Origin of the sequence: Nonomuraea sp. NPDC003804 (genome assembly GCF_040610675.1) — a bacterium.
Taxonomy (GTDB): Bacteria; Actinomycetota; Actinomycetes; order Streptosporangiales; family Streptosporangiaceae; genus Nonomuraea.
On record NZ_JBEXMT010000032.1, the window covers coordinates 42,846 to 63,502 of the forward strand.

At 73.7% G+C, this 20,657-nt stretch carries 18 protein-coding genes; 10 read left to right on the forward strand and 8 right to left on the reverse strand.

Features of this window, described 5'->3' with window-relative positions:
• The first annotated feature begins 42 nt into the window (after nucleotides 1-42).
• Genes ABZX22_RS35130 through ABZX22_RS35140 form a run of 3 tightly spaced genes read left to right on the forward strand, consistent with a single transcriptional unit; the run spans nucleotide 43 to nucleotide 4,856 of the window.
• A complete protein-coding gene (locus tag ABZX22_RS35130; RefSeq protein ID WP_354917960.1) occupies nucleotides 43-1,278 on the forward strand; it encodes an ABC transporter substrate-binding protein in 1,236 nt (411 codons plus the stop codon).
• Nucleotides 1,279-4,107 carry an ATP-binding cassette domain-containing protein gene (locus tag ABZX22_RS35135; protein WP_354917963.1) on the forward strand — a complete coding sequence of 943 codons (2,829 nt, stop codon included), beginning with the start codon at nucleotides 1,279-1,281 and terminating at the stop codon, nucleotides 4,105-4,107.
• Nucleotides 4,104-4,856 (forward strand): ABC transporter ATP-binding protein, encoded by a 753-nt coding sequence (locus ABZX22_RS35140; RefSeq protein ID WP_354917966.1) that lies wholly within the window; start codon nucleotides 4,104-4,106, stop codon nucleotides 4,854-4,856. The genes ABZX22_RS35135 and ABZX22_RS35140 overlap by 4 nt, the downstream gene beginning before the upstream one ends.
• Before the next feature lie 52 nt (nucleotides 4,857-4,908).
• Here the strand turns inward: ABZX22_RS35140 and ABZX22_RS35145 are convergent, their stop codons facing one another.
• On the reverse strand, nucleotides 4,909-5,721 hold the full coding sequence (locus ABZX22_RS35145) for a thioesterase family protein (RefSeq protein WP_354917969.1): 813 nt from the start codon (nucleotides 5,719-5,721) through the stop codon (nucleotides 4,909-4,911).
• A gap of 45 nt (nucleotides 5,722-5,766) precedes the next feature.
• On the opposite strand from ABZX22_RS35145, the gene ABZX22_RS35150 reads away from it, so the two are divergent.
• Nucleotides 5,767-6,426 (forward strand): TetR/AcrR family transcriptional regulator, encoded by a 660-nt coding sequence (locus ABZX22_RS35150; protein WP_354917972.1) that lies wholly within the window; start codon nucleotides 5,767-5,769, stop codon nucleotides 6,424-6,426.
• Here the strand turns inward: ABZX22_RS35150 and ABZX22_RS35155 are convergent.
• A complete protein-coding gene (locus ABZX22_RS35155) occupies nucleotides 6,423-7,280 on the reverse strand; it encodes a LysR family transcriptional regulator (RefSeq protein ID WP_354917974.1) in 858 nt (285 codons plus the stop codon). The genes ABZX22_RS35150 and ABZX22_RS35155 overlap by 4 nt on opposite strands.
• A 72-nt stretch (nucleotides 7,281-7,352) precedes the next feature.
• On the opposite strand from ABZX22_RS35155, the gene ABZX22_RS35160 reads away from it, so the two are divergent.
• From ABZX22_RS35160 to ABZX22_RS35175, 4 genes are read left to right on the forward strand one after another with little or no spacing between them, the layout of a single operon-like run.
• The gene (locus tag ABZX22_RS35160) at nucleotides 7,353-8,009 is read left to right on the forward strand and encodes a type 1 glutamine amidotransferase domain-containing protein (RefSeq protein WP_354917977.1); all 657 of its coding nucleotides are present in this window, start codon (nucleotides 7,353-7,355) and stop codon (nucleotides 8,007-8,009) included.
• Between the two features lie 24 nt (nucleotides 8,010-8,033).
• Nucleotides 8,034-9,119, forward strand: coding sequence for an acyl-CoA dehydrogenase family protein (locus ABZX22_RS35165; RefSeq protein WP_354917980.1), 1,086 nt, complete (start codon nucleotides 8,034-8,036; stop codon nucleotides 9,117-9,119).
• Nucleotides 9,116-10,213 (forward strand): acyl-CoA dehydrogenase family protein, encoded by a 1,098-nt coding sequence (locus ABZX22_RS35170; RefSeq protein ID WP_354917983.1) that lies wholly within the window; start codon nucleotides 9,116-9,118, stop codon nucleotides 10,211-10,213. Before ABZX22_RS35165 ends, ABZX22_RS35170 begins: the two co-directional genes overlap by 4 nt.
• On the forward strand, nucleotides 10,210-11,034 hold the full coding sequence (locus ABZX22_RS35175; protein ID WP_354917986.1) for a TIGR03619 family F420-dependent LLM class oxidoreductase: 825 nt from the start codon (nucleotides 10,210-10,212) through the stop codon (nucleotides 11,032-11,034). Before ABZX22_RS35170 ends, ABZX22_RS35175 begins: the two co-directional genes overlap by 4 nt.
• Before the next feature lie 225 nt (nucleotides 11,035-11,259).
• Here the strand turns inward: ABZX22_RS35175 and ABZX22_RS35180 are convergent, their stop codons facing one another.
• Complete coding sequence (locus tag ABZX22_RS35180) at nucleotides 11,260-13,737, reverse strand: CHAP domain-containing protein (protein WP_354917989.1); 2,478 nt, start codon at nucleotides 13,735-13,737, stop codon at nucleotides 11,260-11,262.
• Nucleotides 13,738-13,941: 204 nt separating this feature from the next.
• Here ABZX22_RS35180 and ABZX22_RS35185 point away from each other — a divergent pair, with 204 nt between their 5' ends.
• Complete coding sequence (locus ABZX22_RS35185) at nucleotides 13,942-14,553, forward strand: PaaI family thioesterase (RefSeq protein ID WP_354917992.1); 612 nt, start codon at nucleotides 13,942-13,944, stop codon at nucleotides 14,551-14,553.
• 108 nt (nucleotides 14,554-14,661) lie between these two features.
• Nucleotides 14,662-15,588 carry a hypothetical protein gene (locus ABZX22_RS35190; protein ID WP_354917995.1) on the forward strand — a complete coding sequence of 309 codons (927 nt, stop codon included), beginning with the start codon at nucleotides 14,662-14,664 and terminating at the stop codon, nucleotides 15,586-15,588.
• 88 nt (nucleotides 15,589-15,676) lie between these two features.
• On the opposite strand, the gene ABZX22_RS35195 is transcribed toward ABZX22_RS35190, so the two are convergent.
• The 5 genes from ABZX22_RS35195 to ABZX22_RS35215 are packed head-to-tail and all read right to left on the reverse strand — an operon-like array spanning nucleotide 15,677 to nucleotide 20,611.
• The gene (locus ABZX22_RS35195; protein WP_354917997.1) at nucleotides 15,677-16,426 is read right to left on the reverse strand and encodes a glucose 1-dehydrogenase; all 750 of its coding nucleotides are present in this window, start codon (nucleotides 16,424-16,426) and stop codon (nucleotides 15,677-15,679) included.
• Nucleotides 16,413-18,461, reverse strand: a complete 2,049-nt coding sequence (locus ABZX22_RS35200) for an acetate--CoA ligase family protein (RefSeq protein ID WP_354918000.1) — start codon at nucleotides 18,459-18,461, stop codon at nucleotides 16,413-16,415. Before ABZX22_RS35200 ends, ABZX22_RS35195 begins: the two co-directional genes overlap by 14 nt.
• Nucleotides 18,451-19,953, reverse strand: coding sequence for a class I adenylate-forming enzyme family protein (locus tag ABZX22_RS35205; RefSeq protein WP_354918003.1), 1,503 nt, complete (start codon nucleotides 19,951-19,953; stop codon nucleotides 18,451-18,453). Before ABZX22_RS35205 ends, ABZX22_RS35200 begins: the two co-directional genes overlap by 11 nt.
• Nucleotides 19,950-20,264, reverse strand: coding sequence for a VOC family protein (locus tag ABZX22_RS35210; protein ID WP_354918006.1), 315 nt, complete (start codon nucleotides 20,262-20,264; stop codon nucleotides 19,950-19,952). Before ABZX22_RS35210 ends, ABZX22_RS35205 begins: the two co-directional genes overlap by 4 nt.
• Entirely contained in the window at nucleotides 20,261-20,611 is a 351-nt protein-coding gene (locus tag ABZX22_RS35215; protein ID WP_354918009.1) for a Zn-ribbon domain-containing OB-fold protein, read from the reverse strand. Before ABZX22_RS35215 ends, ABZX22_RS35210 begins: the two co-directional genes overlap by 4 nt.
• Nucleotides 20,612-20,657: the final 46 nt, after the last annotated feature.

Below are 20,657 nucleotides of genomic sequence, written 5' to 3' on the forward strand. Positions count from 1 at the left end.
GCAAAACCAAGCGAGCGCTAGGCCAAAAAGGCGGAGGCTGGGTTGCGGCGAGAACTCGTGGTGCTGGCAACGGTGATGGCGATCGCGGGATGCGCGGCGCAACAGAAGGCGGCGGCTCCGGGCGGGCAGACCCCGGGGGTGACCGACACGACGGTGCGGGTCGGCGGTGTACTCACCAAGACCAGCGCCAGCGGCTACTCCACCAAGGACGCCGAGATCGGCGCCAGGGCCAGATTCGAGCGGGCGAACGCGGCCGGCGGCGTCCACGGCCGGAAGATCGAGTTCGTCGGCGCCGAGGACGACACCCAGGACGCCGCCAAGGGCGACGCGGCGGCCAAGAAGCTCGTCCAGAAGGACAAGGTGTTCGCCCTCGTCCCCGTCCACGCCCCCAACTTCGGCGGCGCGGTCTTCCTCGAGCAGCAGGGCGTGCCGTGGTTCGGCTGGGCGACCGGCCCGCAGTGGTGCGGCACCAGAACCGGCTTCGGATACAACGGCTGCCTGGCGCCCAAGCCGGGCGCGGGCTCCCAGACCTGGTGGGGCAACCAGATGGCCGACCTGCTCGGCGGCGCCGCGGGCAAGACCGTCTACGTGCAGACCTCCGACTCCAGCGGCAGCAAGTACGGCGGCAAGACCATCTCCCAGTCCTTCCAGGCCGCGGGCTTCGAGCTCGTCGGGCTCAACTCGGCGCTGCCGGCCGCCGCGCCGCCCGCCGACTGGCTGCCCTACGTCGACAAGATCATGACCTCGGACGGCGGCGGGCCACCCGACATCGTGGTGTCGATCATCGCCGGCACCAAGTTCAACGTCGGCCTCTACTCCGCGCTGAAGAAGGCCGGCTACAAGGGCGTGCTCAGCGACGCCACCAGCTACGACGCGGCCATCCTCAAGGACGCCGCCACAGCCCAGGCCCTCGAGGGCGTGATCGCCGCCCCCATGTTCGAGCCCTTCGAGTCGAGCGCCCCCGAGATCGCCCAGCTCAGGCAGGACGTGGAGAAGATCGCCCCCGGCACCGCGCTCACCCAGCACCTGGCCATCGGGTACTGGTCGGCCGACATCTTCCTGAAGATGCTCGAACAGACCGGCAAGGACCTCACCCGCGAGAAGTTCCTGGCCACGGGCAACGGCTCGTTCAGCTACGAGAACGCCGGATTCGGCAGGATCCGCTACCCCAAGGACCACGACGAGCCCAACGGCTGCGGCGCCCTGGTCAGGCTCCAGGCCGGGGCCTACCAGGTGGCCAAGAACATGAAGTGCTTCGACAACGTCCCGCTCAAGTAGATGCTCGCCTACGTCCTGAGCGGGCTGGTCACCGGCGCCGTCTTCGCCGTGATGGCGTCGGGCCTGACCCTGTCGTACGCCGCCACCGGCGTGTTCAACTTCGCCCACGGAGCGGTCGGCTTCCTGACCGCGCTGGTCTTCTTCGAGCTCAACGTCGGTCTGGGCTGGCCTGGATGGGCCGCGGCCCTGCTCGCCGTCGCCGGGTTCGCCCCGCTGCTCGGCTACGGCCTGCACAAGGCGATGTTCAGGGGTCTGGCCCACGCGGGAGAGACCGCGCAGATCGTGGCGACGATCGGGCTGACCATCGCGCTGCCCGCGCTCGGGCTGCTCGTCGCCGACCTGCTGGACGAGCCGCTCGGCCTGCCGCCCGCCGACGCCACCGCCCTGCCGCACGGCGTCGGCCCCTATCCGGCGGCGCAGGTCTCGCTCGGCGGGATGAGCTTCGACTCCGACCAGGTCATCACCTTCTGCGTGGCGGCGCTGGTGGCGGCGGGGCTGTGGCTGTTCATGCGGCACACGCCGTACGGGCTGCGGATGCGGGCCGCGGTCGACCGGCGCGGCCTGGCCACGCTGCGCGGGATCGACGCCGACGCGACCTCCGCGCTGGCGTGGACGCTCAGCTCCGGGCTGGCGGGCCTGGCAGGCGTGCTGGCCCTGCCGGTGGTGGGGCTGGACTCGGGGGCGTTCACCGTGCTGCTGTTCGCCTCGGCGACGGCGTCGGTGTTCGGCCGGTTGCGCTCGATCCCGTGGACGTTCGCCGCGGGCCTCGGGCTGGGCGTGGTGCAGAACCTGGTCGCCGGCTACGCGGACTTCGCGGCCGAGATCACCGGGCTGCGCACGGCCGTCCCGGTGATCCTGCTGTTCGTGGGGCTCGTGCTGCTGAACAGGTCGCGGGAGCGGGTGGCCGGCAGCGCCGCCCAGGACGCGCCGCCGCCCGACCACCTGGCCGACCTGCCCGTCTGGCGGCGCCGGCTGCCGTGGCTGGCCGGCCTGGCGGCGCTGCTGGTGTGGACGTTCACCAGGCCCGCGGACGACTTCTACGTCGGCGTGGTGGCGCAGGGGCTGGTGCTGGCGCTGATCTTCTGCTCGTTCGTGGTCGTGACGGGTATCGGCGGCATGGTGAACCTCGCGCAGGCGGCCTTCGCCGCGATGGCCGCGCTCACCTGCGGGTGGGCCTTCGCCTCCGGCTGGCCGTTGCCCGTGGCCATCCTGGTCGGGGTGCTGGCGGCCACGGCCGTCGGGGTGCTGGTGGCCCTGCCCGCACTCCGGCTCGGCGGCAGGATCCTCACACTCGCCACGCTCGCCCTGGCGCTGCTCGCCGACCAGGTGCTCTTCCAGGTCGACGCCTTCAGCAACGGGACCATCGGCTGGCCGCTGCCCGCCCTGTCCTTCGGCGTGGCCGACACCACCGATCCGCGCGTGCGGGTCGTGCTGCTGCTGGCGCTCATCGGGCTGGCCGGGCTGGTGGTCCGCAACCTGGAACGGTCGGTGTCCGGCCGGGCGATCCTGGCCGTCAGGTCGGCGCCCGCCGCGGCGGCGACGGTCGGGGTGTCGGGGCCGCGGACGAAGGTCATGCTGTTCGCGCTGGCGTCGGCGATCGCCGGCCTCGGCGGGGTGCTGTACGCGACGTCGAAGGGGTCGATCACGGCGACGGACCTGCCGGCGTTCGCCGGGTTCGTGTGGCTGGCCGTCGTGGTGCTGCAGGGCGTGCGCAGGATCGGCGGCGCGGTGCTCGGCGGGCTGATCGCGGCGATCTTCCCCGAGCTGCTCGCCGGCTGGGAGATCTCCGCGCACGTCGGGGCGATCCTGTTCGGGACGGGCGGGATGATCCTCGCCCGGCATCCCGACGGTGTCCTCGCCCAACTCGCCGAGGCCCGCCACCGCCGCCGCACCGCCCGCTCCGCCGGCACTAGCACCGCCGGCACGGTCAGCACTGCCGGCACCGCCGGCACCGCCGGCACCGTGAGCACCGCCGCGTTGGCGGCACCGCCCGGCGGGCCGCCCGAGGATCCCTCCGCGCCATCGCCCAACGGGTCGTCCGGGGGTGCCTCCGCGGCGCGGTCCTGGCTCGCCTCCGGGGCGGCGCGGCCGGCTCCCTCCGCGCGTCCCGGCGAGGAGGTCAGGCGGGAAGGGGCGCCCGATCCCGTCCCGGTGCTCGCGCTCGACGGCGTCGTCGCGGGCTACGGCGACGTGACCGTCCTGCGGGGCGTCGACCTGGAGATCAGGCCGGGCGAGGTCGTCGCCCTGCTCGGCGCGAACGGCGCGGGCAAGTCCACCACCTGCGCCGTCGCCGCCGGGGACGTGCCGGTCACCACGGGACGGGTGCTGCTCGACGGTCACGACGTCACCGGCCGGCCCGCGCACCGGCGTGCCCGCGCGGGGGTGTTCCTGGCGCCCGAGGGACGCGGCGTCTTCCCCGGGCTGACCGTCGAGGAGAACCTGCGGACCTGGCTGGAGGCGCCCGACCAGGTCTACGAGCGGATGCCGCAGCTGGCCGCCCGCCGTACCGTGCCGGCCGGAGCGCTGTCGGGCGGCGAGCAGCAGCTGCTCGCGCTCGCGCCCGCCCTGGTCAGGCCGCCCCGCGTGCTGATCGCCGACGAGCCCTCGCTCGGCCTGGCCCCGCTGGTCGTCGAGCAGGTCTTCGCCGTGTTCGCCGAGCTGCGCGAGCGCGGCGTGGCGCTGCTGCTGGTGGAGGAGAAGGCCACCGAGGCGCTGGCGCTCGCCGACCGGGTCGCCTTCATGCGCCTGGGCCACGTCACCTGGACGGGCCCTCGCGCCGACGTGGACGCCGACCGCCTGACCGCCGCCTACCTGGGGGTGTCACCATGACCGAGCCCGCGCTGGCCGTCGAGGGCGTCTGCGTGGCCTTCGGCGGGGTCCGCGCCCTGTCCGAGGTCTCCTTCACCGTGCCCGAGGGGCAGGTCTGCGGCGTGATCGGCCCGAACGGCGCGGGCAAGACCACCCTGTTCGACGTCGTCTCCGGCCTGCGCCGTCCCCAGTCGGGGCGGGTGCTGGTCGCGGGCGCCGACATGACCGGCGTCCCGGCGGTACGGCGGGCACGGGCGGGGCTGCGCCGTACCTTCCAGCGCACGCAGGTCTTCGGCCGGCTCACCGTGGCCGACAACGTCCTGGCCGCCATGGAGTGGCGCGGCGGAGGGGGCGGCGTGCTCGCCGACCTGGCGGGCCTGCCCGGCAGGCGCGCCCTGGAGGCGGCCCGGCGCGAGCGGGCCGCCGAGGTGCTGGAGCTGTGCGGCCTGCTGCCGCTGCGTGACGCCTACGCCGCCGCGCTCCCCGTGGGACAGCGGCGGCTGGTCGAGCTGGCCCGCGCGCTGGCCGACCGGCCCTCGGTGCTCCTGCTGGACGAGCCGACCTCGGGCCTGGACGCCGACCAGACCGCCCGGCTGCGCGCGGTCATCGCCGCGCTCGACACCACCGTGCTGCTGGTCGAGCACGACATGGGGTTCGTCATGGACACCTGTGACCGTCTGGTCGTCCTCGACCTCGGCAAGGTCATCGCGACGGGTCCGCCGTCGTCGGTCCGGGCCGATCCCGTGGTCCGCGCCGCCTACCTCGGCTGAGCGCCGTCCGGCGCGCGGGGTCACGCTCGCCGGCCTCATGAGGGCTTCACGTTCAGGGCCGGGCGGGGGTGCGGACGGCGGCGAGCTGGGTGGCCTGGGCGACGAGGCGGCCCTTGGCGTCCCAGGCGTGCGCGGTCTCGTCCATCCGCTCGCCGGTCACGTCGGAGGCGGTCAGCCGTACCCTCAGCGGGCCGGGGGCGGGCAGCCGCCTGATGTAGGCCGACAGCTGGATGGTGGGCACCCACCCGGTCGCGCCGAGGTCGAAGGAGACCGGCGGCACCGGGTCCATGGCGACCAGCAGCGACAGCGGGTCCCAGTCGGAGCCGTCGGCCAGACGCTGCCAGCCCGCGATCACTCCCCTGCGGGACGGCTCGCCGAAGGCGAAGGCGAGGTGGGCGGGGTTGAGCCGCTGCTCGATGACCTCCATCAGCGGCACCCGCATCCCCGCTCCGGGCGGCTCGGTCGGCGACAGCCAGCACTCCTGCTCGTCGGGCAGGTCCACCGGCTCCAGGTCCGACCACCACGGGTCCTCCTCCGTGAGGCGGCCGAGCGTGATCAGCGCCTCGACCAGCGGGGCGCCGTCCTGTGACAGGCGGGCACGCACCTGGGTGACGGCCTTGCCCTGCCGCAGCGTCTCCACCTCGACCCGCGCGGGTCCGAAGGCAGGGGGCGAGACGAACGCGCCGCTCACCGCGGTCACGTGCGGATGGTCATGGCCCGCGCTCTCCACGGCGGCCCTGCCCATGACGGCCAGCAGGTAGCCGCCGTGCGCCTTGCCGCCGACGCTCCACGTCTCGTCCAGCGTGGCGTCGAAACCACCGTCCGCGCGCGGCACCACAGCGGTCGCTTCCCCAAATGTCGTCATATGGTCACATTGACGGCGTCAACCTGACGATGTCAACCTGATGGGATGAAACGGGTGCGGGCCAATCCGGGTCACGGCGAACGGCTGCGCGAGGAGATCCTCGCGGCGGCCGAGGCGCTCCTGGTCGAGACGGGCAGCGAGGCGGCGCTGACGCTGCGCGCGGTCGCGGGCCGTACCGGGGTGTCCACCCCGTCGGTCTACCTGCACTTCGCCGACAAGGACTCGCTCATCGAGGCGGTCTGCCTGCGCGCCTGGAACGAGCTCGAACGGCGGATGCGCGAGGCCACGCGCGACGTCGGCCATCCCTTCATGGCGCTCGGCAGGTGCGGGCGGGTCTACGTGCGCTTCGCGCTCGACCACCCCGTGCAGTACCGGGTGCTGATGATGCGGCAGGGCTCGGGCTCGGCCGCCGAGGCGTGCTTCGGCTACATAGTGGCGGCGGTCTCGGCGTGCGTGGCGGCCGGGGTGCTCCACGGCGACCCGCAGGCGCTCGCCCTGGGGGTGTGGTCGGCCGCGCACGGGTGCGCGTCGCTGCTGATCAGCCAGCCGTCCTTCCCGTGGCCCGAGGACCTCGACGGGTTCATCGACGACACCGTCAGGATGGTCGGCTTCGGTACGGCGCTCGCCTCCCGGCTGCCCCGCCGCGCCGTCTCCACCGAGGTGGTCGCCGAGCTCGACGCCCTCGCCGCCCGCTTCGCCGGCTAGGACTCCTCCAGCAGCCTGCCGCGGAACTCCCCGAGCAGGTGCCGGTACACCCGTGCCACCGCGGGCCTGGCCAGCCCGCCCGCGCGCACCGCGAGGTAGCCGGTGTTGAGCGGCGGGATCTCCGGCGCGGCGAGAGCGACCAGGCGTCCTGCCGCCAGGTCGGTGGCGCACAGGTAGGCGGGCAGCACCGAGACGCCGGCTCCGGCGCGCACCGCGGCCAGCACGCCGCGCAGGTCGGGGATGATGGCCCCCGCCGTCATGCCGGCCCGCCGGCCGAAGACCGTCCGCCAGTAGCGCCTGATGATCGGCAGGTCCTCCGCGTAGGCGATGATCGGCGCGTCCCTCGTCACGCCCGGCGCCGCCACCAGCACGAACTCCTCGTCGTAGAGCGCCTCGGCCTGCACGCCCCGCACGCGCGGCCGTACCGTGGAGACCACCAGATCGAGCCGGCCCGCCGCCAGCTCGGCCAGCAGGTCGTCGGTCAGCCCGAACGTGGTGCGCAGCACCAGCCCCTCGGCGACCAGCGGCGCGAGCACGGGCACGACCTCCACGCAGACGAACTCGGCCGGCCCGCCGAGGTGCACGCTCTGCTGCGTGGGCAGCTCCGCCCCCACGACCGCGGCGAGCTCGTCGAGGGCGCCCGCCACCCGCCTGGCCAGCTCGTCGGCGGCGGCGGTAGGGGCGACGCCCCGCGGCAGCCTGTCGAACAGCGGCCGGTCCAGCGCCGCCTCCAGCGCCCGCACCTGCGCGGTGACCGCGGGCTGCGACAGCCCGAGCGTCTGCGCGGCGGCCGTGATGGAGCCCGTCCGGTGCACAGCGAGAAAGGCCCTGAGGAGGTCCAGCGAGAGCGACATATCAGCATTCTGATGTCTGATAGCAGGTTCGGCGATTTGTGGCCGATGGCGGGCGCCGCGCATCATCGAGGCATGAGCAAGCGCATTCTGATCGCCCTGACCAGTCATGACGACCTGGGCGGGGTGCGAAAGACCGGATACTACGTCTCCGAGGCCGCCCATCCGTGGCACGTCTTCCGCGAGGCCGGGTTCGAGGTGCGGGTGGCCAGCGTCCTCGGCGGGCAGCCGCCGCAGGACGGCTACGACCCCGAGGACGCCGCGCAGTCCGCCTTCCTCGCCTCAGGCGAGCTGCGCGACGCGGGCAGGCTGGCCGACCTCGACGGCCGCGACTTCGACGCGGTCCTGTTCGCCGGCGGCCACGGCACCATGTGGGACTTCCCGAACGACCCCGACGTCGCCCGCGTCGGCCGCGAGGTCTACGAGAACGGCGGTGTGGTGGCCGCGGTCTGCCACGGTCCCGCCGCCCTGGTGAACCTGACGCTGTCCGACGGCACCCCCCTGGTGTCGGGCAAGCGGGTGGCGGGGTTCACCAACTCCGAGGAGAAGGCCGCGGGGGTGGACCACGTCGTGCCGTTCCTGCTGGCCGACGCCCTGGTCGCCCAGGGTGCGACGCACGTGCCCGCGCCCGACTGGCAGCCCCAGGTCGTGGTCGACGGCCGCCTGGCCACGGGGCAGAACCCGGCCAGCGCCACCCCGCTCGCCGAACGCGTGGCCGACCTTCTCAAGTAACCAAGCGTGCGCTAGGTTGGGTGGGTGGATCTCGACTTCACCCCCGCCGAGGAGGACTTCCGCGCCGAGGTACGCGACTGGCTGGCCGCTCACGTGCCCGCGCGGTTGCCCTCCATGGACACGCGCGAAGGGTTCGAGGCGCACCGCGCGTGGGAGGCGACCCTGGCCGGCGCGCGCCTGTCAGTGGTCTCCTGGCCCGAGGAGTACGGCGGGCGGGCCGCCTCCCCGATCGAGTGGCTGATCTTCGAAGAGGAGTACTGGGCCTGCGGCGCCCCCGGCAGGGTCAGCCAGAACGGCATCTTCCTGCTCGCGCCCACCCTGTTCGCCTTCGGCACGCCCGAGCAGCGGGCCACGCTGCTGCCCAGGATGGCGCGGGCCGAGGACGTCTGGGCCCAGGCCTGGTCCGAGCCCGGAGCCGGCAGCGACCTGGCCGCGCTCGCCTCGCGAGCGGTCCAGGTCGACGGCGGCTGGCTCCTGTACGGGCACAAGACGTGGAGCTCCCGCGCCGCGTTCGCCTCCCACGGCTTCGGCCTGTTCAGGACCTCCGGATCGCGCCACCAGGGACTGACCTACTTCCTCTTCCCGCTGGACGACGTGCTCGTCCGGCCCATCGCCCAGCTCGACGGCACGCACGGCTTCGCCGAACTCTTCTTCGACGGCGTCTTCGTGCCCGACGACATGGTGCTGGGCGAGGTCGGACAGGGCTGGAAGATCGCGATGGCCACCACCTCGTCCGAGCGCGGTCTCACCCTGCGCAGCCCCGGACGCTTCCTCGCCACCGCGAACCGGCTCGTCTCCCTCGCCAGGGACGCCGGACCCGTGCCGCGCGAGCGGGCGGCCCGATGCCTGATCGACGCCGAGGCCTACCGGCTGCACACCTTCGCGGCCGTCATGGGCGAGCTCGGCGCGACCACCAGCCTCGGCAAGGTCTTCTGGTCCGAGCTGGACGTGCGCATGCACACCCTCGCCATGGAACTCCTCGGGCCGCGCGCGGCATCCACGCCGTGGTTCGACGCGTACCTGTTCTCCCTCGCGGGCCCGATCTACGCGGGCACCAACGAGATCCAGCGCAACATCATCGCCGAACGCGTCCTGGGGCTGCCCCGATGAACTTCACCTTCACCGACGAGCAGCTCTCCCTCGGCGCCGCCGTACGGCAGGCGCTGCGCGACCACTGCCACCCCTCCGACCGCGGATCGGGCTGGAAACAGCTGGCCGAGCTGGGCTTCTTCACCGCGCTGGTGGGCGAGGAGGCGGGCGGGCTCGGCCTCGCGCTCATCGACGTCATCCCCGCCGTGGAGGAGACCGGGCGGGCGGCCATGCCGGGGCCGGTCGTCGAGACGCTGGCCGCCGCGCCGTACGCGCCGGGGGCGGGGCGGATCGCCCTCCTGGTGGACGGGGTGGCGTTGGACGCCGACCTGGCCGACGTGGTGCTGGACGCCACGGGCGGCGCGCCGGCGGACTGCGTCCTGGAGCCGCTGGCCGCCGTGGACCCGGGGCGGATGCCGTTCGCCGTCGACCGGGAGCGCACGGTGGCCCCCGTCCAGGAACGGCCGGCCGCTGCCGGCCCGGGGCAGGCGCCGTTCACGTTGGACCCCGTCGGGGAACGGCCGGCTGCTGTCGGCCCGGGGCAGGCGTCGCCCACCGCGGACCCCGCCCGGGAACGGCCGGCCGCCGCTGCCCCGGGGCAGGCGACACTCACCGCGGACCCCGTCCGGGAAGCCCCGCTCGCCGTGGCCGCCGGGCCCGGCGCGACGGGGCCGCTCCTGCGGCGGGTCACGGTCGGCGTGTCCGCGCAGCTCGTCGGGGTGGCCAGGGAACTGCTGGCCAGGTCGGTCGAGTACGCGAAGACCCGCACCCAGTTCGGACAGCCGATCGGGGCGTTCCAGGCGGTCAAGCACCAGCTCGCGGACGTGGCGATCGCGGTGGAGTTCGCCGCGCCCCTGGTCCACCGGGCCGCCCTGTCGGTGGACCGGGCCGGTTCCCGGCAGAACGTCGATCGGGACGTGAGCGCCGCCAAGGTCGCCGCCGGAGAGGCCGCCGCGCTCGCCGCCCGCGCCGCGCTCCAGGTGCACGGCGCCATCGGCTACACCGACGAGCTCGACCTGCGCTTCTGGCTGTCCAGGACCTGGTCGCTCACCGCCGCCTACGGCACCACCGCCGCCCACCGGGCCAGGGTCACCGAGGCGGTGTTCGGCGCGTGAGGTTCGGCGTTCCGCTCGGGCTCCTCCACCCCGCCGCGTGGAAGGACGTCGCCGTCGCCGCCGACGAGCTCGGCTTCGAGTCGCTGTGGATACCCGAACACCTGGTGTTCGCCACCGACCTGTCACTGGCCCGCTACCCGGGCACGTCCTCGCCCGGCATCACCCCGCACACGCCGCTGTTCGACGCGCCCGCCTACCTGTGCTGGCTGGCGGGCCTCACCTCCAGGATCAGGCTCGGTACGGCGGTGCACCTCTTCGCGCTGCGCCACCCCTTCGTCTCCGCCCGCGCCTTCGCCACCCTCGACGTCGTCTCCGGCGGGCGGGCCGTCTGCGGGGTCGGCGCGGGCTGGTACCAGGGCGAGTGGGTGGCCGCCGGAATCGACTTCGCCACCCGCGGCCCGCGTCTCGACGAAGCCATCACCGTCACCCGCCGCCTGTGGTCGGAGCGGTCGGTGGCCCACCACGGCCGGTTCTTCACCTTCCCCGAGGTGGCCTTCGAGCCGAAACCCGTCCAGCGCCCGCTGCCCATCCTCGCCGGCGGCGAGTCGGCGGCGGCGCTGCGCAGGGCCGCCACGCTGTGCGACGGCTGGATCAGCATGCCCCACACGCTGGAGTCGGCGGCGCCCCAGCTGGAACGGCTGGCCCGGTTGCGCGACGGGCGGCCCTTCTCGGTCACCGTCCACGCCTCCTCGCTGGAGTCGCCCCGGGAGGTGGACGCGTGGGCGGCGATGGGCGTGGACCGCCTGATCGTCCGCCCGTGGACCCGGACACGGGACGCCGTCGCCCGCCTGACCGCCTTCGCCGCGGACCACGGCATCTGATCGCCCACGCCGGTTGGCCTGGTGCGACCCCAGCGCGGTCAGCCGCGCCGACCTCCGCCGCCCTGGCGTGGTGGCGGGACCAGGCGCAGCGGCCCTTGCGGCCTTGGGTGCGAGAGGCGCGGGCGGGAGGCACGGGCCGGGTCGTGAAGTGCCCGGGCGGGAGGCCCGGGCGGGGTGGTGGGAAGCGCGGGCCGGGCTGTGGGAGGGCGCGGCGCGGCGGCGGGGTCAGGCGCGGTGGCGGCCCCTGCGGTTCCGGGCGGAGGTACGGCCTGCGGTGTCGGAACCGGTGTCGGAACCGGTGTCGGAACCGGTGTCGGAACCGGTGTCGGCGGAGGTGTCGCGGGAGGGGGCTGCGCCGGTGAGCACGGGTTCCTTCGCGACGGCCTCCCACAGGGTGTCCCATGGCTCGGGGGTCGGGACGACCGGGCTCTGGAAGAGGGGGCGGCGCGCCGGGAGCGGCTCGATGAGCGTGCGGAACGAACCCGGAAGGGCCGGACCGGCGTGCTCCTGACCCGGGTTTGAGCTGGCCGGGCTCAGGTCGGCGGTGGCGGTGTGCGTGGGGCCGGCGTGCGCTGTGCTCGGGTGGGTGGCGCCCGTGTGGGTGAGGCCGGCGTGCGCCGTGCTCGGGTAAGTGGCGCCCGTGTGGGTGAGGGCCGCATGCGCCGTGCTCGGGTTGACGGCGGCGGTGTGGGTGGGGCGGTTTGAAGAGGCCGGGCTCGGGTGGGCCGGTACGGGCGTGAGGCGGTGACGGCGGCCCCGGAGCGGGGCGTCGGGGGAGAACGCGGTGGCGGGGGCGCCCGTGGAGGTGGCGCGGTGGGGGCGGACGTTCTCGGTGGTGCGGTGCCGGCGGCCACGGGCCGGGAGGTCGGGACGGAACGTGGTGCTCTCCTCCACCGGGTGTTCCCGGCGGCGGCGCCTGCCCCGGTAGCCGCCCAGCGACCTGGACTCCTGGGCGGCGGCGAAGGCGGAGCCCTCCCAGGAGGCGGGCGCCGCGTCCCCGTGCGAGGCGCCGAAGAGGTCGTGCCTCAGCGGGCTCGGGCCGCCGAACAGGTCGAGGTCGGTGCTGAGGGTGGCGTCTTCCTCCCTGAAGGGGCTGGGGCCGCCGAACAGGTCGAGGTCGGTGCTGAGGGTGGCGTCTTCCTCCCTGAAGGGGCTGGGGCCGCCGAACAGGTCGAGGTCCGTGCCCAGGATGGCGTCGTCGTCCCTGAACGGGTTGCCGCCGGCGCCGAAGAGGTTGAGGTCGGTGCTCAGGACGTCGCCCTGGCGGGCCGCGCTGAAGGCGTCGAACGTCGCCGTGGTCGAGGACTCCAGCTCGGCCAGGACCGCGTTCGACGCCTCGAGGCCCGCGGCGAGTGCGGCGGCCGCGTCGAGGCCGGACCGCCGGGCATGCGAGAGCGCGTCGATCGCGGCCGAGCCGGTGGCGGCGACCGTCGACGACGCCGCCGCACCGGCCGAGGCGCTGAGGGCGAGGGACGCGTCCGCGACCGAGGGCAGGCCGGTGAGCAGGGGCGCGGCCGAGGGAAGGCCGGTGACGGAGAACGGGGTCGCCGTGGGGGGCGCCAGTTCGGGGGTGGTCGTCGTGGCGGCGAGCAGAGGCTCGGGACGCGCCTGCCCTGGAGCGCGGCGGCGCGTTCCGGCGGAACGGCGCCCTGGCCGGCGCGTCGTGCGGGACGGGGCAGGGGCGGCGGGCCGTACCCGCAGTTGGCGGGTGCGGGCCACGGCCAGCAACCCGAGGGCGGCCAGCAGCACGGGCCCGATGATCGCGGGAGAGCCGAGGCCGGGCGCCGGCGTCGTGGACGAGGCGTCCTTGAAGGCCGTGACGGGTTCGCGGGTGGTGGCCTCGGTGTCGGCGGTGGCGGGCTTGGCGTGCTTGCCCTTCTTGGCGCTCGGCTGCTGTGCGTTGGTGTCGGGCTGCCGCGCGGCGGTCGCCACAGGCGCCTCGGCGGGCCGCGAGGTGCCGGTCGAGGTGCCGGGCGACGGGCTGGGGGAAGGGGAAGCGGAGACCGCAGAGGTGTTGAGCGGGGAGGTGGAGAGCGGAGCGGCGGGCGAGACGGCGTGCTCGCGGCCGGCCACGGACACCGAGGGGGCCGTCGAGGGGGCCTCGTGCCTGGGGATGAGCGCAGTGACGCTCGTCGTCTCGTTCTGCGCCGGCAGCTGGAGCCGGTCGACCTGGCTGGGCTCGGTGTCGGGCGCCAGTGACCCGTCGACCTCTGCCTCCTTCAGCTTGGCCGCGTCGAGCCGCTTCTTGATCTTCTCCGGATAGCCGTAGCCCGCGACCTTGCTCTGGTCGCGCTCCTTGCGCTTGGCGATGCCGCCGTCGATGTTGCCTTCGATCGTGAAGATCGTGTCCCCTTCGACCCTGGTGACGATGCCCACGTGGTCGATGTTGTCGATCTTGTTGGAGCCGCTCCAGTCGTAGAAGACCAGGGCGCCAGGCTTCGGCTGGTGACCCCAGGCGTCGTTCTCCTTGAACCACGTGGCGTGCGCGACGGTGTAGGCGAACTGCCCGACCCACTCCTCGTAGCCGAGCTTGTGGGCCGCCCAGGACAGGAACATGTCACACCAGGGAGCGCCGCTGTAGTCGGCGTCGAACTCCACCGTCTTGCCGTACCAGTCGCCGAACTTGGTGTAGGCGCCTTTGCCCTCGGAGTAGCCGAGTTCGCTCTCGAGGAGCTTGATGAGCTTGTCTGTCTCTGGGGTCATGGAAGTATGGGGAAACCTTCCGTGCACGATGGGGCTCGTGAGGTTGGAGGCTACCTTGGGAAAGAGCAGGTCAAGCACGTCCCAACCGCTGACCGGGCGATCCCTGACGGTGAAACCCCAGGTCAAGAGCGATTCAGGATTTTCTCCAGAAAACCGACATATCCCAAAAAGATCTACCGAATGGGGTTCGGTAAGGTGTGCCGCATGTCGGTCGAACTAGGAACCGAGGAAACCCGCCTCGCCGCCCTCTGTGCCCTTACCCAGCAGACCCGTGAGCTGATGGACGCGGTCGCGCTGACCGACGTCGCCGAGGCCGATCTGGTCGCCGCCACCGCCGCCCTGGCCGCGGTCACCGAGCGCCTGCGCGCCACCGTCCGCCAGACGCCCCAGCCGTTCGAGATCGCCCCCGACGGCACGCTGCGGCACCTCGGCAACGCCGTCACCGGCGCCGCGAACCCGCACGCGCTGCCCCTGGTCATCGAGGTCTTCGACGGCGGCGTGCGGGCTGACGTGATCTTCAAGCCGATGCACGAGGGCCCGCCGAACGGCGTCCACGGCGGCATCAGCGCCATGATCCTCGACCACATGCTCGGCCAGGCCGTCGCCACCGCGGGCTCGGCGGGGATGACGGGCACGCTGACCGTCCGCTACCGCAGCCCGGTGCCGTACGGCACGGCGCTGGTCGCCACCGCCGAGTACACCCGCACCGAGGGTCGCAAGACATGGGCGGAGGGCCGCATCGCGCTGCCGGGCGGCGAGACGCTGGTGGAGGCCACGGGCCTGTTCATCACCCCCGCGGCGTGGCTGGGTCTCTGACCCCGAAGCGGTCCGCGACGTCCCTGACCTGGCCGGAAGATCGTCACGCACAGTGAGCGTTATCGATTCGTTGTCAACCGGGGGTGAGTCTTCCGGGTCCAACCCGATGTGAAGATCTTGTACGGCACGTTCGCGTTCGTCCTGCTGGCACAGGTGCTCAGCGGCGGTTTCGCGTCGGGCCCGACACCTCTTCGAGCCGCGTGGCTGCAGGCGAGGCCGACCTACGACGGCGAGGTGCCGACCGGCACGTGGCAGCTCGAGTTCGCCGACGGCAAGCGGAAGAACCTCTCGGTGGCGCGGGCCGCGACCACCCCGGGGGACGCCGCCCCGGTCGCCATCAGCGGCGACGGCCTGCACCTGGCCTACGTCCGCACGAGCGACCGGCGCGTGGTCGTCGCCTCGATGGCGGGCGGCGAGAGCTTCGTCGGGCCGTCCGGTGCGCACGTCAGGGCCATGTGGCTGAGCGAGGACGGCAGCCGCCTGCTCATCGACCACGACGACGAGCGGCTCGGCGACGGACGGCGCGCCACGGACACCGCCGACCTGCTCGTCGAGGTCGGCTCGGGCCGTACCGTGTCGCTGCCCGTGGGCGGCCGGCCCGCGGGTTTCAGCGCGGACGGGGACGAGGCGCTGTCCAGGCGGCAGCTGAAGGACGACACCGTCCAGGTGTCGGCGCACCGGGCGGACGGCACGTCGGCCGCCTGGATCCCGCCGCGGGACGTCGTGCCGGCCGACCTCGCGCTGTCGGCCGACGGCGGCACGCTGGTCACGCTGGAGCAGGGCAGGCTGCGCCGCTACGACCTCGCGGCCGGGCAGTGGTTGGCCGGGGAGGTGTCGCTGGGCCCCTCGGCGTACGGCCTGGCGTGGCGGGCGGGTGAGCTGACGGTGAAGGTCGGCGCGCACGGCGCGGAGAACCGGTGGAACGTCCAGGTGCTGGCCGTCGACCCGGCGACGGGTGTGACACGCACGGTGGACAGCTACCGACTGCCAGGGTGGACCGACGACGGCGCGCTGTTCGTGGCGGTGCAGCGATGACCGGCCGGATGCTCGCGGCGGGTGTCGCGCTCGCCGCCCTGATCGCGCCGGGCGCCCTCACCTCGCCCGCCACGGGCGGGGGTCCCGGTCAGTAGCCGGCGCCCGTCAGCAGGCCGCCGTCCACGGTGAACTCGCTGCCGGTGCAGTAGCTGGACCGGTCCGAGGCCAGGAACGCCACCACGTGCGAGACCTCGACCGGTTTGGCGAAGCGCTTGATGACCATCGACTTCACGAACGCCTCGCCGTCGACCTCGGCCATCAGGTCCGGATCGGTGGCCATCGGGGTGTTGATCGCGCCGGGGTGGACGGAGTTGACCCGGATCTTGAACGGGGCGAGCTCGCGCGCCGCCGCCTTGGTCACGCCGCGCACGCCGAACTTGGAGGCGGCATAGGCCGACAGCCCCGCCGCGCCGATGAACCCCTCGATGGAGGAGATGTTCACGATCGAGCCGCGTCCGGCCGCCTTCATGGCGTCGATGACCGACTTGATCCCCAGCCAGGTCCCCGTGAGGTTGACGCCGACGACCCGCTGGAAATCCTCCAGCGACATATCACTGATACGGCCATATTTCAGGATCCCGGCGTTGTTGACGAGGATGTCGAGCCTGCCATGGGTGTCGACCGCGGTGCCGACGGCGCGCTCCCACTCGGCGGGGTTCGTCACGTCGTGATGGACGAACGTGGCGCCGGTCGCCTCGGCCAGCTGCTTCCCCTCGTCGTCGAGCACGTCACCGAAGACGACCCGGGCGCCCTCCTCCACGAACAGGCGCACGTGCGCCTCGCCCATGCCGCGCGCGCCGCCGGTGATCAGCGCGATCTTGCCGTCAAGCAGTCCCATCGGTGCCTCCACAGAAACGTTGACCGGCGGCGACGGCGATCGCGGCCGCCTCCATGGACCGGTAGACGGGTATACCCGCCTCGGCGGCGATCGCCCTGATCTCGTCCTCGACACCCGGCGGGGCGAACTCGCCGTTCCTGGTGACGAGCGTGACCCTGACGCCTTCGACCTCGCCCAGGTGGCGGGCGTAGGCGCGCAGGGGGTCGGCGCTGGTGCCGTAGGTGAAGAAGCTCTGCACGTTCACGTGGGCGACGACGTCCTGGTACGGCAGGCGGCGGACGATCGTGGTGATCACCTGCTTGACCAGGTCGGGCCTGCCGCGGGGGCCGACCGGGACCTCGAGAGGGTTGGCCAGCGAGCTTCCCACGCCCAGGCCGAGCGCCCTGAGGTCGTCGAGCACGTCGGCGGGGAGAGGGTCGAGGGTGAGGCCCGCGCCGTCGAAGGCGTCGGCGGCGAGCACACCGGCGCCGCCGCTGGGGCCCACCACCAGCACCCCGGGGAGGGACCCTGAGCCGGTCGCGGGGCCTGGGCCGGCGGGGGTGCGGCGGGAGGGGAGGCGGGGGGCGTGGGACTGGAAGTAGGCCAGGGCGCCGATCAGGGCGTCCTGGGTGGTGACGAGCGTGGCGCCGGTCTGGTCGGCCAGGGCCTGCCAGATCCGGGAGTCGGTCACCATCCCCCCGGTGTGCGAGGCGGCCGCCCTGCGCCCCTGGCCGCTGCGCCCGCCCACCAGCATCACGACCGGCAGCGGACAGCCCGCCAGCGCCGAGAACAGCGCGCGCCCGTCGCGCGGATCCTCCAGGTAGAGCCCGACGACGGCGGTCGACGGGTCGTCGGACAGCCAGCGCAGCAGCTCGGCGGGCGTCACGTCGGCCGCGTTCCCGACCGTGGCGACCCGGCTGAAGGCCAGCCCCCGCCGCTCGCCCACCTTGATCACCTCACCGGCCAGCCCGCCGCTCTGCGAGATCAGCGCGACCGTGCCCGCCGGTCCGAGCCCGCCGCCGACGAACGTCTGCCGCCCCCGCGGGCAGTAGACGCCCATGCAGTTGGGCCCGAGCAGCCGCGTCCCCGCCTCGCGGGCCGCCGCGACCAGCGCCGCCTCCAGGTCCGCGCGGCCCGCCTCGCCGAACCCGCCGCTCATGACCTGCGTGTACGGCACGCCGCGCGCCTGCCGTACCACCTCGGCGCAGCGCGGCGCGGGCACCGCCACCAGCGCGTAGTCGGCGCCGGCCGCCGCCAGCGAGGGCACCGCGGGCACCCCGCCGACCGCGGCGGCCGTGGGGTGGACGGCCACCACGTCCGCGCCCGCCGCCAGGTAGAACTCCAGGAACATGTTGCCGAAGGTGGGCTTGCTCGACGACGCCCCCACCACGGCGACCCGTCGCGGCTCGAACAGGGCGGTGAAGTCCCGCGCGACGGGCGGGACGAAGGGCGGAGCGGCGGAGGGCAGGTAGCGGGCGTCCACGGCGATCACGCCCGAGGGGCCGGCGATCACCGGGTTGAGCTCGAACTCGCCCAGCTCCAGCCGTTCCCAGAGCCCTCCGTGCCCGCCGATCGCCAGCAGGAGCTTCACGACCGCGTCCACGTCGGCGGGCGGCGCGCCGCGGTAGCCGTCCAGGAGGGCGGAGCCGCGCAGCGACGCCAGCATGCGCCGCGCGTCGGCCTCGGAGACGGGGCACAGGCGCAGCGCGGTGTCGTGCAGCGCCTCGGTCCACACCCCGCCGAGCCCCGCCAGCAGGACGGGGCCGAACCCGGGGTCGCGCACCAGCCCGACGATCAGCTCGACCCCCGCCGGGGCCTGCTCCTCGATCAGGAAGCCGGCGCCGAGCCGCTCGCGCATCTCGGTGACGGCGGGGCCGAGCGTGTCGTGGGTCAGGCCGAGCCGTACCCCTCCCGCGTCGGACTTGTGCAGCAGGCCCGCGGCCTTGAGGACCAGCGGCGGGGTCAGCGTCCCGGCGAGCGCGGGGTCGGTGACCCCGCGCGGCACCGGGATGCCGGCCTGCCTGAGCAGCTCCTTGACCTGGTGTTCAGTCCACAAGGTGCCGGTACGTCTCTCGGATCTCGCGCCGCAGCAGCTTGCCGGGGCCGCCCGAGGCGTCCGCGGCGTGCGGGAGCGACTCGGTGACCACGATCGCGTCGGGCCGCTGGTGCGGCGGCAGGATGTCCGCCAGCGCGAGCGCGATCTTGGACGAGTCGAGCGTCTCCCCGGTGACCGGCACCACCGCGAGCAGGATCCGGCCGTCGCCGACCCCGACCGCGCCCGCCTCGGCCACCGCGTCGAGCGCCGTGGCAGCCTCCTCGACGGTGGAGGGCTGGGTCCAGACGCCGCCCTTGAGGATCGCGTCCTCGCGCCGCCCGAGCACCTGCAGCACGCCGTCGGCCGACAGGGTGCCGAGGTCGCCGCCGACGTACCACTCGCCGCGCAGCACCTCGGCGGTCGTGTCGGGCAGCCGGTCGTAGCCCGCCATCCGGTGCGGCCCGGCCAGGTTGATCTCGCCGACGGTGTCGACGACGCGCGCGCCCGACGGGTCGGTGATCGCGACGGCGCAGCCGGTGCGGGCCCTGCCCGAGGTGCCGAGCGGGGTCGAGCCGTCGTCGACCCGGCCCACGCAGGTGTAGGGGGCCTCGGTCTGGCCGTAGTAGGAGTAGACGCCCGCGCCGGGTAACCGCTGCTTGATCCTCGACAGCAGCGAGGCGGTCAGCGGCTCGCCGCCGAGCATGATGACGCTGATCGACGACAGGTCCACCTGCTCGTGCTCGGGCGAGCCGAGCAGCGCCGCGTAGAAGGAGGGGATCTGCGAGACGTGGGTGACCTTCTCCCTCGGGACGACCTTCAGGAAGTTGGCCGGCCCCCAGTCCTGCTCGAGGACCAGGCGCATCCCTGCGTGGAGGGCGGGCCCGACGATCGCGGGGAAGCCGATGCCCCAGATGATCGCGCCGGTGCCGAAGACCGAGTCGGGCGCGCGCGGGACGTCGAGCCAGATCTGGGCGGTGGCCAGGCTGGAGGCGTGCGTGTGGACGACCGGTTTGGGCAGGCCGGTCGTGCCGGAGGTGTAGTACAGCGCCAGCGGGTCGTCGAAGCCGGCGCCGAGCGGCGGCTCGCCCTCCTCCGGCGAGGTCAGCCCGGCCGCGTCGATCCACGTGGTGATCTGCGGCAGCGCGGGCCTGATCTCCTCGACGATCCGCGCGACGGTGGCGTCGTGGACGAACGCCGTGCACCCCGAGGCGGCGACCACCTCCCGCAGCGTCTCCACCGGCCAGTAGGGGTTGAGCGCCGCCGTGACGGCTCCCACCTTGGCCTGCGCGAGGTAGACCTCCGCCACCGTCAGCGTCTCGTTGAGCAGCGCCGCGACCCGCTGTCCCGGCAGTACGCCCGCCGCGATCAGCGCGTGCGCGCGCCGGTTGACCGCCCTGTTCAGCTCGTCGTAGGTGAGGCTCCGCTCGCCGCAGTAGGTGAGCGCGACCCGGTCGGGGGTACGCAGCGCGTTGGCCGTCAGGATCGCGTAGGCGTAGTTGCCGTAGGGCGTCATCGAGAACCTCCGGGGGAGTAGAGCACGAAGAGGTTTCCTGAGGGGTCGCGCATGACCGCGCGCGTCTCGTGCGGCCCGGCCTCGGGCTCCCTCGCCACCGCGCCGCCCCTGTCGAGGAAGTCCCGTACGGCCTGCTCCAGGTCGTCCACCTTGAGGCAGAACGCCGTCGCGCCGGTGAGCTGCTCGGCCGGGCCGGCGAGCCCGATCCCGCCTTCCAGCAGCGCGAACCTGTCGCCGTCCTGGAACCTCACCGCAAGCCCGTAGAAGGCGATCGCCTTGCCGACGTCCTCCACGGGGATGAAAACGTTCACCTGGGCCTCCATTGCGGCAGTTCGTCGCTGAACGTCACCCGCACCGGCATCCCGATGCGCACCTGGTCGGGTGGGCACTCCACCACTCGGCCGAATGCGCGCGCCCCCTCCGGCAGGTCCACCCAGGCCAGCACGTACGGCTCCCGCCCGCGGAACTCGGGGACGAACGAGCGGTGCACCACGGTGAAGGTGTGCACCACGCCGTCGCCGGAGACCGGCTCGAAGGCGAGCTCGCCTCCGCCGCACCACGGGCACGCGGGGGCGGGCAGGTGGACCCGCCGCTCGCAGTCCGCGCATCGCTGAATGACCAACTCGCCGCGCGCGCAGGCGGCCCAGTAGGTGTCCATCGACTGCCAAGCTAGCGCACGCTTGGTTGACTCACAAGGGCGTCGC